13 protein-coding genes are annotated in these 13880 nt (G+C 37.3%); 2 read left to right on the forward strand and 11 right to left on the reverse strand.

Going from position 1 to position 13880, the window contains the following annotated elements; genetic code table 11:
- Positions 1 to 47: 47 nt before the first annotated feature.
- Together EXE09_RS00205 and EXE09_RS00210 are read right to left on the reverse strand one after the other, a co-directional pair.
- The gene (locus EXE09_RS00205; protein ID WP_130115947.1) at positions 48 to 698 is read right to left on the reverse strand and encodes a hypothetical protein; all 651 of its coding nucleotides are present in this window, start codon (positions 696 to 698) and stop codon (positions 48 to 50) included.
- A gap of 19 nt (positions 699 to 717) precedes the next feature.
- On the reverse strand, positions 718 to 1863 hold the full coding sequence (locus tag EXE09_RS00210; RefSeq protein ID WP_130115948.1) for a glycerate kinase: 1146 nt from the start codon (positions 1861 to 1863) through the stop codon (positions 718 to 720).
- A gap of 365 nt (positions 1864 to 2228) precedes the next feature.
- Here EXE09_RS00210 and EXE09_RS00215 point away from each other — a divergent pair, with 365 nt between their 5' ends.
- Positions 2229 to 2678 carry a carboxymuconolactone decarboxylase family protein gene (locus EXE09_RS00215; RefSeq protein ID WP_130115949.1) on the forward strand — a complete coding sequence of 150 codons (450 nt, stop codon included), beginning with the start codon at positions 2229 to 2231 and terminating at the stop codon, positions 2676 to 2678.
- Between the two features lie 109 nt (positions 2679 to 2787).
- Here the strand turns inward: EXE09_RS00215 and EXE09_RS00220 are convergent, their stop codons facing one another.
- The 7 genes from EXE09_RS00220 to EXE09_RS00250 form a co-directional block, all read right to left on the reverse strand.
- Positions 2788 to 3351: an HdeD family acid-resistance protein gene (locus EXE09_RS00220; RefSeq protein ID WP_130115950.1), complete on the reverse strand. Its 564-nt coding sequence runs from the start codon at positions 3349 to 3351 to the stop codon at positions 2788 to 2790.
- 130 nt (positions 3352 to 3481) lie between these two features.
- Positions 3482 to 4240: a hypothetical protein gene (locus EXE09_RS00225; RefSeq protein WP_130115951.1), complete on the reverse strand. Its 759-nt coding sequence runs from the start codon at positions 4238 to 4240 to the stop codon at positions 3482 to 3484.
- 186 nt (positions 4241 to 4426) lie between these two features.
- Positions 4427 to 7069, reverse strand: coding sequence for a type I DNA topoisomerase (gene topA / locus EXE09_RS00230; protein ID WP_130115952.1), 2643 nt, complete (start codon positions 7067 to 7069; stop codon positions 4427 to 4429).
- A gap of 27 nt (positions 7070 to 7096) precedes the next feature.
- On the reverse strand, positions 7097 to 7546 hold the full coding sequence (locus EXE09_RS00235) for an ammonium transporter (RefSeq protein ID WP_130115953.1): 450 nt from the start codon (positions 7544 to 7546) through the stop codon (positions 7097 to 7099).
- A gap of 68 nt (positions 7547 to 7614) precedes the next feature.
- Positions 7615 to 8595 (reverse strand): PIN domain-containing protein, encoded by a 981-nt coding sequence (locus EXE09_RS00240; protein WP_130115954.1) that lies wholly within the window; start codon positions 8593 to 8595, stop codon positions 7615 to 7617.
- 28 nt (positions 8596 to 8623) lie between these two features.
- Positions 8624 to 9652 carry a hypothetical protein gene (locus EXE09_RS00245; protein ID WP_130116103.1) on the reverse strand — a complete coding sequence of 343 codons (1029 nt, stop codon included), beginning with the start codon at positions 9650 to 9652 and terminating at the stop codon, positions 8624 to 8626.
- A gap of 325 nt (positions 9653 to 9977) precedes the next feature.
- Positions 9978 to 10223, reverse strand: a complete 246-nt coding sequence (locus tag EXE09_RS00250; protein ID WP_068973694.1) for a SlyX family protein — start codon at positions 10221 to 10223, stop codon at positions 9978 to 9980.
- Positions 10224 to 10259: 36 nt separating this feature from the next.
- On the opposite strand from EXE09_RS00250, the gene EXE09_RS00255 reads away from it, so the two are divergent.
- Entirely contained in the window at positions 10260 to 12170 is a 1911-nt protein-coding gene (locus tag EXE09_RS00255) for an ATP-binding cassette domain-containing protein (protein ID WP_130115955.1), read from the forward strand.
- 101 nt (positions 12171 to 12271) lie between these two features.
- Here the strand turns inward: EXE09_RS00255 and EXE09_RS00260 are convergent, their stop codons facing one another.
- On the reverse strand, positions 12272 to 13249 hold the full coding sequence (locus EXE09_RS00260) for an acyltransferase family protein (RefSeq protein WP_130115956.1): 978 nt from the start codon (positions 13247 to 13249) through the stop codon (positions 12272 to 12274).
- A 29-nt stretch (positions 13250 to 13278) separates the two neighbouring features.
- Complete coding sequence (locus EXE09_RS00265; RefSeq protein ID WP_130115957.1) at positions 13279 to 13830, reverse strand: O-acetyl-ADP-ribose deacetylase; 552 nt, start codon at positions 13828 to 13830, stop codon at positions 13279 to 13281.
- Between the last annotated feature and the right edge of the window lie 50 nt (positions 13831 to 13880).

Raw genomic sequence — 13880 nt, forward strand, 5'->3', positions numbered from 1 at the left:
GTTTCGGTTAATTATAGAAAGTACTCTTCCATATTCGTAGGATTCTTTCATAGACCTAAATTAATTAAGTTATTCAATTTGTTAAGAATACCACCCTTATATAAATTATAATAACAGCTATCAAAATCAGCAATGATTATCATATTTTTATTTAGATAGCATTGAAAATTATGACCGCTTAAACCATGTACTCTATAATGTTCATTATCACTTTTAAACTTATTCTGCTCTGGGATGCGAATTTCTTTTTCAACAGTTTCAAAATATTGTTCATTTTCTTGATGCCAAAAAAAACTATAAATCAGAAAACTTTCAATATTATGATAATAAGCTGGAGGTGATTTTTTCTGATATCCATAAACAAAAATTTCCCCTGTAAAATTATCTATACATAAAAATTCATCATTGAAATCATGACCAAAATAAGTAGTTCCTAGAGGAAGTTTTTCTTCGTCATGTATTTCATCAAATGGAAACTGAGCAGAGTAATAGTTTTTAAACCGATCAAATGTACAATCAGCAAACATACTTGTTAACAATGATGAACTATTTCCATATTTCATTAGAAAATTTTGATGATCCAACCTAATATCGATATAATTTTGTTCCAAAAAGTGATCAACATCCTCTTGATTAATACCTTGCAGTTTTAAATAGTGCATCATTAAAAAATTTATTAAATCATTTTTATTAGTCACAAATGTCACCTCTGAACAGTCAATATTTTCTTTCTTGCACAATTAAACGGGCAATATTCTCACAAGCCCTTTCCAAATTCTTCTCACCATTTTTCAAAGCTGTTTGTAAATCACAAGCCCCATCTACAATCCCCAAAATCGCAGTAAATCCCTCATCATAAAGTTCTTCAATGCTCTCACCGACATAGCCTGAAAAAGCGACCACAGGCTTATTGAAACGCTTTGCCACTTGCGCCACACCAAACGGGGTTTTACCAAACTTAGTCTGAAAATCAATACCACCCTCACCCGTAAAAACATAATCCGCTTGAGCAATTTTTTCAGCAAGCTGAGTTTCTTTAATCATAATTTCCACGCCTGAGCGAATACTTGCACCTGCAAAAGCCATCAAGCCAAAACCCAAACCACCTGCCGCTCCTGCACCGCTAATATTCTGTTTCTCGATATTTAAAGTGGATTCAACCAAATCAGCAAAATGCTTTAAGTTCTGATCTAAAGTTTTGACCATTTCAGTGCTTGCACCTTTCTGTGGCGCAAAAACATAGGATGCACCATTTTCACCACACAAATGATTATTCACATCACTTGCTATGATAATCTCAGTCTGCTTTAAACGCGCATCTAATTCAGAAAGATCAATACATTGAATCTGATCAAGCTGACTACCACCCAAGGCAACGGATTGACTATGCTTATCCAAAAACTTTGCTCCTAAAGCTTGTGCCATGCCTGCACCTGCATCATTGGTGACACTACCACCCAAACCAATAATGATTTTCGATACACCCAAGTCCAATGCAGCCTTGATCATTTCTCCTGTACCCAAAGTTGAAGTGAGTAATGGATTACGTTGTGACTTTTCAATCAGATGAATACCATTGGCAAGCGCCATTTCAATCACAGCCGTTTGATCATTTTCAATCAGACCGAAATAGGCTTGGACTTTGTGCTGTGTAAATGGTCCTGAAACTTCGATGTAAACTTTGCGCCCATTTCGTGCAGAAACCAAAGCATCCACCGTTCCTTCTCCACCATCTGCCATCGGTACGTGAATGATGTTTGCATCAGGTATAACTTTTTCGATACCACGTTGCATGGCTAAACAAGCCTGTTCAGCGGTCATACTTTCTTTAAATGAATCGGGAGCAAGGATAAAAGTCGTCATGTTCCATCATGTAAGTTGTTGGTCTAAGCCTATTATTAACATGATTTTTTCAATCAATTGGCTTATTTTATATCTTTTTATAATTTGCTTATTTTTGTTTCACTTTTTTATCCTCACTACGAAAATATAGCCGAATAAAGAACAGCAAAAGTGCTACGACTATTGCCAAAATAATGCCAACCCCTGAATCTATTTGAATTCTATCTGCTTTTAACTCATTTATCATAAAATATAAAACTGATCCAATCGCGGTAAGCGTAAATGAAATTTTATAAGCTTTATTCATCATTTTTATAAAATATAAACAGTGTTTGAAAATTTTAGCGATAAAATAAAGTATTACCAATAATGAAAGTGTAAATCACATGTCACGTGTCAATCTCGGTAAAACCGCACCTGAACTGTATAAAACAGTGCTTGAACTTGAAAATTTATCCGTGCAAAAAGTGAAACAAGCAGGTTTAGATCTTGGTTTTTCACATCTGTTAAAACTACGTGCTTCGCAAATTAACCAATGTGCTTTTTGTGTACGTATGCATACACAAGATGCAATCAAAGCAGGTGAGTCTGTAGATCGAATTGCTTTGATCAGTGCATGGCGAGAAAGTCAGTATTTTTCAGATAAAGAACGTGCTGCCTTAATTTTGATTGAAGAAATCACATTGATTGCACAGCAGCATTTCCCTGATGAAGCCTATGCAGCCGCGAAAGAAGTATTGAATGATGACGAAATTACGGTGATTGAATGGATTGCGATTGTCATTAATACGTGGAATCGTATTGCAATTTCAAGTCAATATAAAGTGGCGCCTTGAGCAAAACAATGCAATCTTGAATTTTAAATAAACTTAAATTTTTCAAAGCTAAAACAAAAATGCCCAACATATTTATTGATTGGGCATTTTTATTCATTTAAAAAAATAATCAATGACTTGCAGGTGGTATCTGCTTAATTGCCGCTGCAAAAGTCAGATAGTTTACTCCTTGAAATAAAATATCCACACCGAGAAATAATCCTAAGACCCAAAACGGAGCATCAGGCGAAGCTAAAATAATTGCACCCGTTGCCAAAGTCAGTAAACCTGAAAATAATGTCCATCCCCAACCTGATATCGGTTTCAACATAAAAGCATTAAAAACTCGAATAAATCCGCCAATAAGTAAAGCAATCGCTAGTAGATTGGTCAACACCACAGCCGTAGTAATCGGAGATTTAAACGCATAATAACCAGCGATCAAATACAATATTCCGAACAATGCCCAAAGCCAACGAAAGCCGCCATCAAAGATTTTAAAAGCAGCAATTAAATGAATCACCCCACCGATCATCATCAGGACACCAAACAAGACGACAACTGTTAATGTTGCCATCCCCAATGAAGCCAGTAAAACCAAACCAAAGATGACCAATAGAGCCCCGAGCAAAAGATACCATTTACGGTTTTCATGCAGTTGATGACGGACAATATCATTTCCAACAGTACGCATATTTTCTCTCTTACTTGTTATTGATTCATTTGATTTTTAATCCGATTCAATTTTTTGTCTGTATAAGATATGCATCTGACATGTGGATAGATTCTATCTTATCCACAGTTCTGAGCATCATGAGTACTTCTTATTTAATCCATCCCATTTCTTGAGCAGTTAAGCGACTAATCATCGTATCTTCTAGATTATCAGGTGTTTTACTCTTTATTGGTGATAATGGAATATATCCACCCATAATTTCTGCACGGCTTTGTGGATAAAGAGGTTTTTGTTCTGGATTTGCATAACCCGTTGGATTGATCGGTTGTCCAGTCGCAAAATCATATTTATCTTTTGCCCCAAAGGTATGTAAAAGCTCATGAACTAAAACTACTTTATTACTTGAACTTTGCTTTTTCGAGGCAAATAAATTAACCGCACCTATTCGACCACGCTCCAGAGCGGTTGAATGTTTTAAGCTATTTTGCAATTTAGGATCATGATAATTTAAATAAAGTATGACAGATGACGAGCCATCACCGCTCTCATGTTGTTTCCACGCATAGAAACGGAATTTCAAACTCCATAAAATTGCATCTAAAGCACTGCTTGTTTCAGGTGGTTTGGGTGGTAATGTTTTTAGCTCACGCCCCAATCGAAAATAAAATGAAATCGGTTGCCCTCTAAATTCTTTGGACTGAAGCTGTAAATAGTTTCGCATTTCATCCAAATCATCGATGGAGATTTGTTGAATATAATGTTCCGTTACAGGTTGACCATCAGCATTGATCGGATGTAATAACACCACGATTGGTTTTGTCCAATCTTGATTCATGTCTCGCCACGCATTCATACCGACGATCAAGAGAATGATGAGTAATAGGGCAACTCTAATTTTTTTCCACATTTCAGTCCCTTTTAAATAAGATGATGTCAAGTATCAATAATCATGGTGCAATAGATGCTGAGATCACTGCTTAGTATTCATTTTCCATATAAACCCTACTTAATAATTAAACATATTTACATGTCAACGTGAGATAAAAAATGCCCACCGAAGTGAGCATTTTTATATTTTTAAATAGTTTAAAGCTTAAGCTTCAACCCATTTTCCATCGTTATAAACCAACGACCATTTGGTTTGCTTACCTTCAGGCGTTTCAGAACCAATATACTGAGCTTGGTTTTTACGACTGAATTTCACTAAAGTCGGGTTACCCTCTGGATCTTGATCTGGTGCTTTCAATATAAACTGATATTTCGGATCAAGTTGATCTGCCACAGTACGCAATTCGGCAACTTTTGGCGCACGTGTTTCACGCACTTTCGGGAATTTACTTGCTGCTAAGAATAAACCTGCCGCACCATCACGAAGTACAAAGAAATCATCATGTTTGGTCGAACGCAAGTGTTCCATTTTGATTGGATCTACACGTGGAGGTGCAGGCTGACCATTTTTCAGAACTTTACGGGTATTATCACAACTCATACATGCAAAATAAGGACCGAAACGACCAGTCTTTAACTGCATTTCGCCATCACATTTATCACATGGAATGGTTGGACCATCATAACCCTTGATTTTGAACTCACCTTCTTCAAGCTCATAACCATTACAGTCAGGGTTATTACCACAAATATGCAGTTTACGACCACCGTCGATCACATAACTGTCCATCGCAGTACCACAGACAGGACAACGTTTTTTCGACATCAAATCGGCAGTTTCAGCACCATCATCATCAGACAAAGCTGCAAGTGACTCAACTGGGGTTAAATTCAGCGTGCCTTTACAACGTTCTTTTGGTGGCAAGTTATACCCTGAACAACCTAAGAATACACCTGTTGTTCCTGTACGAATCTGCATTGGACGTTCACATTCTTTACAATGAACGGCTTCAACTTCGACAGGAAGATTACGGCGCATGCCGTTCTCGCCTTGAGCTGTAGTTAAACGTTGCTTAAAATCGCCATAGAAGCTGTCTAAGAGCTCTTTCCAGTTACGTTGACCATCTGCAACCTTATCCAACTGCCCTTCTAAATCCGCAGTAAATGCGTAATTCATGAGGTTATTGAAGTTTTCATCTAAACGGTCGGTTACGATCTCGCCCATTTTTTCTGCATAAAGACGACGGTTATCCAGTTTCACATAACCACGATCTTGAATGGTCGAAATAATCGCAGCATAGGTCGAAGGACGACCAATACCTTTTTTCTCTAATTCTTTAACCAATGATGCTTCGGTAAAACGTGCAGGTGGCTTGGTAAAGTGTTGAGATGGATCTAATTTCTCAAGTTTAAGTACTTCACCCACTTTCACCGCAGGCAGTAAAACATCATCATCCGATTTATTTTGACCACGAACTTTGGTAAAACCATCAAACACTAAAGTACGCCCTTTGGCTTTAAGCTCTACGCCATTGGCATCGACAAGAATGGTTGATGATAAATATTCCGCTGGTGTCATTTGGCATGCCACAAATTGACGCCAAATCAAATCATATAAACGTTGAGCATCACGTTCCACACCTGCCAAGCTATCGCCTTTGAATGAAACATTCGATGGACGAATCGCTTCATGGGCTTCTTGCGCGCCAGCTTTATTACCATAACGATTTGGCTTTGCAGGTAAGTATTTCGTACCAAATTCTGTTTCAATATGGTTACGCACCATATTGACAGCATCATCACTCAAGAATGTTGAGTCTGTACGCATATAGGTAATGAAACCTGCTTCATACAAACGCTGTGCAAGCATCATGGTTTTCTTTACAGAATAACCGAGACGTGTACTCGCTGCCTGTTGCAAAGTCGACGTGATATATGGCGCACTTGGATTGACCTTGGTCGGCTTATCTTCACGTGTTGACACCTTATATTCAGCATCATTTAAAATTTTCAATAAAGCATCGGTTTGCGCTTTATTTTGTAATTTTAAAGTTTTACCACCTTGCTTCACTGCTTCAAGGCGAATGTCGTCTTTCTTCGATTTGGTATCTGCAAATACTTGCCAATATTCTTCAGGAATAAACGCACGAATTTCACGTTCACGCTCAACCACAAGTTTGACCGCAACAGACTGTACTCGTCCTGCTGAAAGACCACGGGCAATTTTTTCCCAAAGCAGTGGCGATACCATAAAGCCCACAACACGGTCTAAGAAACGACGTGCTTGTTGTGCATTTACACGGTCTATATCTAAGCGTGTTGGCTGTTTAAATGCTTCTTGAATGGCATTTTTGGTAATTTCGTTAAATACCACACGATGGTAACGTGAATCATCACCACCAATCACTTCTCTTAAATGCCAAGCAATCGCTTCCCCTTCACGGTCCAAATCCGTTGCGAGGTAGATAGCATCTGCATCTTTAGCAAGTTTCTTGAGTTCAGCAACTACATTTTCTTTGCCTGGAAGCACTTCATACTTGGCTTTCCAACCATGCTCAGGATCGACACCCATTCGGTTGACCAAAGCGGTTTGTGCTTTTTCAGCTTTTTGTTCATCCGTCAGTTTGGCACGTGAAACAGGTTTTTTTTCTGTTGTTTTACTTGAGCCACCTGTAGGCAAATCGCGAACGTGACCTACCGACGACTTTACAATGTAATCTGAGCCTAAATATTTATTAATCGTTTTCGCTTTTGCAGGCGATTCCACAATCACGAGCGCACGTTTTTTTCCAGCTTCGGGAGAAGTTGCTGCCGTGCTTTTGGATGCAGATCGAGGAGCGTTCGCCATAATAAACCACTGTTCCTATTATTAAAGTTAAATTTCAGCAAATTTCAGCAAATATGCTTTCATATCTTCAAGTTGGGTTGCTCTGAGGTCAGATGCTTCATCCCAATACAGCCCTACACAATTCGCCTGCATATCAATAGCATAAATCCCTTTTAATGCAATGGGAAAATCTTTAAATTTCTCATCGCCTTGAATCACTTGAAGCTTTTGATCTTCGACACGAAAGCGCATTAAAGGCAAACGAGCGTCTGGAATCAATACACTATAATACGCCACCATACTCGCACGAGATTCAGTTGCCATTGGAACTTTAGTCCAATCTGGCGCAGCCACTAAACGGGGGTGCAATCCCATCTTTCTCGCTTTTTCTCGCATTAAGCCTAATGCTTTTTCTCTAGGGCTTACGCGTAAACCAAAAATTGAGCCCAATACAAAAACAATAATAATGAGCGCAACCCAAAGACCAGTGTGTTCCATAGTTCACCTTTTAATTCCTATATTAGAGTTGCATAAGCTGAATATAAAACGCAAGTTTGTCTGATAAATTAATTTGCGAATAGAATTGAACTATATGACACCTGTTTCTTACTATTTATTTGAATTAAGTCATATTTCTTAAGTAATTCTAAGCTTTCTTCAACATACTTTTCATCTAAACATTTTTTTAAAACGCTCGTAAAACCGCCCAATGATTTAGGATAAGGCTTATTTTCTCTATTAAAATAGGTAACTAACTTAAATTGAATCTCTGTCAATTTTCTTTCTATTTCCTGATATTCAGAAGTTTCAGAAGTTTCAGAAGTTTCAGAAGTTTCAGAAGTTTCAGAAGTTTCAGAAGTTTCAGAAGTTTCAGAAGTTTCAGAAGTAGATTTTTTAGTCCAAATTAAGATATTTGAAGTGCTATAATGTAAGATTTCATTTTGAAAGTGAATAATTTTTTCTTTAATTAAAATTTGTAAAATTCTAATTATTGCTGAATCATCTTCAATTTTGAGTACAGCCTTAATAGAACTTAATAAGCTTGATTGTTTTGCTGGCTTATTATTCTTAATTTTTAAAAGATAATTACAATATTGTTGAACTAATTTTTCTTCGCTTTGAGCTATGTCTGCTACAGGTATAAATTTTACTTTATTCTCAGCTGTGACAATATGATTGCATTGTTTTTCTTGAATAATATTAGCATCAAATTTCGCAATTTTGAGTAAATCAACCACGTATTCCATTGAATGATCATTTGACATAATTTCAAAACAAAATTCTTTTTCTTTTACTTGAACAGATAATTGTCCTGCAATAAAAGCCAATCCAAAATCAGCCGCATCTTTCCCTATCTTAGGCATTTTTAAAATTTTTAGTTTTCCGTTCATTACAAATGGGGATAATTTAACTAAACCATCTAAACTAAAATTTACTGGTGATTTAGCATAAACCAAATAGACAAATGAATATTGTGATACAAATTTAAGTAACTCTTTTTCAGTTTTTTGAAGATTTTCAATATCAAGTAATAAAATTTTTTTCATATTCCTCACCAACCGTCTAAAATTAATATCAATTCAAATACATCTCATGGCTATACACCACTTCATGCCCATTCCAATAAATATAACCCTTTTCAATCAACTCTTTGAGCAATAAACGAATATCTGACTTAGGGAACATCTGTTCGAGTAAATCACGTAATTCGTAAATATCTTTGGGTTTATTGGTTTTTAAATCATTGAGCTTTTGAATCACTTCAATTTGTACTGGATCAATTTTATCAAAGTTTTTAAATAGAACCTTTTGCACTGCTTCAACTGAATCTTGCTGATCAATCTCAGTCAGCACTTGTTGAGAATCGCCACGTAATTTTTCTAGAATTTGATCTATTTTCTCTAGCTTCATTCGTGATGGAGTTGCAGTATCCTGTATTTCTGTTTCAACAACAGGATGATCTAATTCCAACTCAGTCCATTCTTTCAATACTTTTTTACGGTAGGCAACTTGCTCATCGATACGTTTGACTATTTTTAAATTGATCAACATACCCACCAAGTGTTGGGCTTTTTCAGGAACGATTTGTAAAATATTAGCCACAGAATTTCTAAGCTTTTCAACTGTATTCGGCTTTCCAGTCATTTTACCCAAAGCATCACAATACTTTTTGACCATCTGTAAATACGGTTTTTCTTGGATTGTTTGTATGCTTGGCAATACAGGCGTAGTTGCTGATGTTTCGGCTTCAACTTGAATCAAGCTGCAATGCAAATCTGAACTACGCATCATATCCAACAACATGTCACAACTTGGCATGGCTGAAATTACATCAATATGTGTTTCAGTCTCAACCAAAGCCATCAATTGACCTGTCACCACAGCATATTCAAATTCTTTCTCTATCGCTTCAGGTGTTTCAAGAATCACCACTTGACCACTCACGACCCAACTTGAAAATTCAGTTAAATCTTCAAGTGAATACTGAAACTGACCTGCACAATTAAATAAGTATAAAGTTGGATAATGCTCGACCATATTTCTCAGCAATTTTGCTGATGGCATATTATTTTCAAGGTCAAGGAGTACAACTTTATCGTGCATCATAAAAAATGATCAATTTTGAAAAAGAAAGCATTACAACGAGGTTTAGACAAAAGGTCAAATAAAAAATGAATTTCTAATAGACCTCTTGCGAAAGTTATTTTCGGCGAGATCTAAATCAATATTGAATGTTCCCTCTCCTTTCAGGAGAGGGTTAGGGAGAGGTTTTCTATTTAAAAGTCCCCTCATCCTAGCCTTCTCCCAAAGGGAGAAGGAACTTCCAATATTCTTTTGGATATGTTTTTAATCTAAAATTTGTACATTTTTTGACTTACGCAAGAGATCTAATGACGCCTATCCGAATAGCCCTCACACAGCTGAATCATTAATAATGCGGAGGGCGATTGGTCATCGGATCAAATGCTGCAATACCTTCTGACAAATCCGAAGATTCCACACGTTGATACAACAACTGCATTTGTTTTTTTAAATCAGCAATTTCTAAGCTCTGTTGTGCAACCTGATCATTTAATTGTTCGACTAAATCATCTAAAAATGCAATTCGGACTTGCAAATCTTCTATGGGTGCGGAAAATGACGCCTGATCATCAAGATTTTTCTGTTTAGTCATTTTTTAGTCCTCACTGTGGGATGTTTAGGAAACCGTATGGCCTATATTACTATAAGGGATGTCCAACTTGCGTTTGGTGGACCTGCCCTACTCGACGGCGCAAACTTCAATTTAGAACGTGGCGAACGAGTCTGTTTGATTGGTCGTAACGGTGAAGGTAAGTCAACTTTACTCAAACTAATTGAAGGAAGCTTACTCCCTGATCAAGGTGAAATTGCCCTACAAAACGGCATCACCATTTCCATGCTTGCCCAAGATGTTCCTATGGACTCTGGCAAAGTTGCTGACATTGTTGCCGAAGGTGCTGGTGAAGCTGCTCAAGTATTGAAAGAATACCATGAAGCGAGCGATGCATGTGTACTCGGTGACATGGAAGCCTGTGACCGCATGGGGAATTTACAACATAAGCTCGATTTACTCGATGGTTGGGCGCTCGAAACCAAAGTGAACTCTATCCTCAGTAAAATGGGCTTAGATCCTGAAGCGGATTTAGCAGATTTATCTGGTGGTCGTAAGCGTCGTGTCTTACTTGCACGTGCCTTACTCACTCAACCAGATGTGCTATTACTCGATGAACCAACCAACCATTTGGACGTTGAAAGTATTGAATGGTTAGAAAAATTCTTACTCGATCAAAATAATCTAACTTTGCTTTTCATTTCACATGACCGTGCATTTGTAGATAGTATTGCAACACGTATTGTCGAATTAGATCGTGGGCAATTGCGTAGCTATGAAGGTAACTATTCACGTTATCTTGATCTGAAAGCACAACAAATGGAAGCTGAAGAAAAACAAAATGCTTTATTTGATAAGAAATTGGCGGAAGAAGAAGTTTGGATTCGCCAAGGGATCAAAGCACGTCGTACCCGTAATGAAGGTCGTGTCCGTGCCTTAAAAGCCTTACGTGAAGAATCGAAAGCACGCCGCTCACAACAAGGTAAAGTGAGTATGGCAACTCAAGAAGCCAATCGTTCAGGTAAAGTAGTCTTTGAGATTGGAAATCTTCAAGTTACTTTTGGCGACAATGCACCGATTATCAAAGATTTCTCAGCATTGGTACTTCGTGGCGACCGTATTGGCTTAGTCGGTGATAATGGTGTCGGCAAAACCACACTGATTAAAGCGATTTTAGGTGAGCAAGAGCATAAAGGTACAGTTAAAACTGGTACACAACTTGAAGTGGCTTATTTTGACCAATTACGTAATGCGCTTGATCTTGAAAAATCAGTCAAAGATAACGTTTCAGAAGGTTCTGACCATGTCGATGTAAATGGTAGCCGTCGTCATATCTACAGCTATTTACAAGACTTTTTATTCTCACCAGAGCGCGCACGCACACCTGTAAAAGCACTTTCTGGCGGTGAACGTAACCGTATTCTTTTAGCAAAACTTCTACTCAAACCATCGAACCTCATTGTAATGGATGAGCCAACCAATGACTTGGATATGGTGACTTTAGAACTACTTGAAGAAATGCTTGGTGGTTATAAAGGTACATTGCTTCTCATCTCGCATGACCGTGCCTTTATGGACAATGTCGTGACATCAACTTGGGTCTTTGATGGTAAAGGCAATATCGACGAATACATCGGTGGTTATCAAGATTACCTAGAACAACGTCCTGACCAAACGGCTGTAGACCAGAAAAGTGCGGTGAAAAAAGCGATTGCCAAAGCGGAAGCTGCTGCTGCACCTGTGCAAACTGCACCAAAGAAAGTTAAATTAAGCTATAAAGATCAACGTGCTTTAGAACAACTTCCTCTTGAAATGGAAGCTTTGGAAAAAGAACAAGCTGAGATCAATGCAAAACTTGCAGATGGCTCGCTATTTGTTTCTGACAATGCACAAGCCATGAAGCTTTCAACACGTTTAGCTGAAATTGATGATTTGTTGCTTGAAAAATTAGAGCGTTGGGAAGAGCTAGAAGAAATGACCAAAGGTTAATTCTACATTTCCAATTTAGATAAAAACTCCGCCATCGTGCGGAGTTTTATCTTTCTCATTTTAAATTAATCAAAAAATCCATAAAACATTTTTGTAAATAGCTACTTAATTCCCAACCAAGCTATTGGCTTCATGAGCCAAAGCGACAATTTCCTCAATAGTTGATCAAAAAATTGCTGTTGTAAAATCCAACAAGTCAGAATAGATAAAACTATACAAATTCCAATCTCGACAAAAATATTAAAATCCAATTTCCAATAGCGAGCAATCAATATCACCACAAAACCATGAAGTAAATAAACAGGTAAAGTATTTTGTCCAAGTTGAATAAACCGAGGATTTAAGAGTTTAACCCATGCAAAAATAGCAAAAATACCAAGACTCGAAGTCAGTAATAAACTTGCTCTGATCCACGTACCATCCCATGCGCTGACCTTGAGTTGTGTATAGTTCAAACTCCCATAAAGCCTGAATGGGTTGATTTGTGAGAAATACACATAACTCACAATACCCAAAATAATCAGCCCACCGAAAACAGTTGCGAATTTAAATTGTTGTATCTTTTGTAGAATACTCTTGCCGTAAACCACACCGATCATAAAAAATGGGAAGAAAGTAAAAATTCGCCCGATTGAATATTGATAATTATTCCAAGGGCTTAAACCTATACACAGCGCAAGAATAAGTGAAATAATGACTGGAAATTTAATTTTGATGAACAGATGCGCCAGTAATGTCCAAAGCACCATGCCTTGCAAATACCATAAAATCCAATAAGGTCGTTCAAAAATATTCCAGTTGAATTTGAACTGCCCCGACCAAATTGCATCAAAAGCAGGGAATAGAAATTGGAATGGTAAATATAGAGATACAAAGAAAAAAATATTTTTGAGCCAGTTTTTATCTTTAAACAAAATGCCCGAAACGAGAATAAAAGCAGGCATATGAATAAAATAAATTGTGCCTAATAAGGTATGTGCGATTGGGTCTTTCCAACCCATCATTCGTTCGAGGAAATGTCCTAAAACCACGAGAAATATCAACGTTGCTTTACAACTGTCTAAATACGTATCTCTCATGGCAATTTCGATCTAAATAATAAATTGGATTATATACCTAAAACTTGAAATTGATTTTGGTCAATATCTGCAAGTAACTGTCGATAAATTTTAAAATTTTCCAGATCAAAACAAACAAAATTTATTTCTTCGACGGATTCAGCATGTTTAAAAAAATCAACCATGGTTTTAATCGCAATACTCGCAGCACTGACTTTTGGGAAATGATAAATTCCTGTGGAAATATTAGGAAAGGCGATTGTTTTCAGCTGATGTTGTTCTGCAAGTTTTAAGCTATTTGAATAAGCGTGTTGAAGTAATTCTTGTTCACCATGTTGCCCGTCTTGCCAAGTGGGTCCAACCGTGTGGATTACATAATTACTGGGCAATAAACCAGCTGTAGTGATGACGGCTTCACCAACTGCACAACTGCCTTGCTTTGCACGAATCTTTTGGCAGTCTTCTAAAATAGCAGAACCCCCTTTTCGATGAATTGCACCATCCACACCACCTCCACCAAGTAGCGAGGTATTGGCTGCATTAACAATTACATCTACCTTTTGAATGGTAATATCACCCTGAATTAATCGTATTATTTTCATTCCCCATCCCTAGCACGTTCAATTTTCTTTCTGACTTTGAGTGTTTTCTA

The organism is Acinetobacter sp. WCHAc060025 (assembly GCF_004209355.1).
Classification (GTDB): domain Bacteria; phylum Pseudomonadota; class Gammaproteobacteria; order Pseudomonadales; family Moraxellaceae; genus Acinetobacter; species Acinetobacter wuhouensis.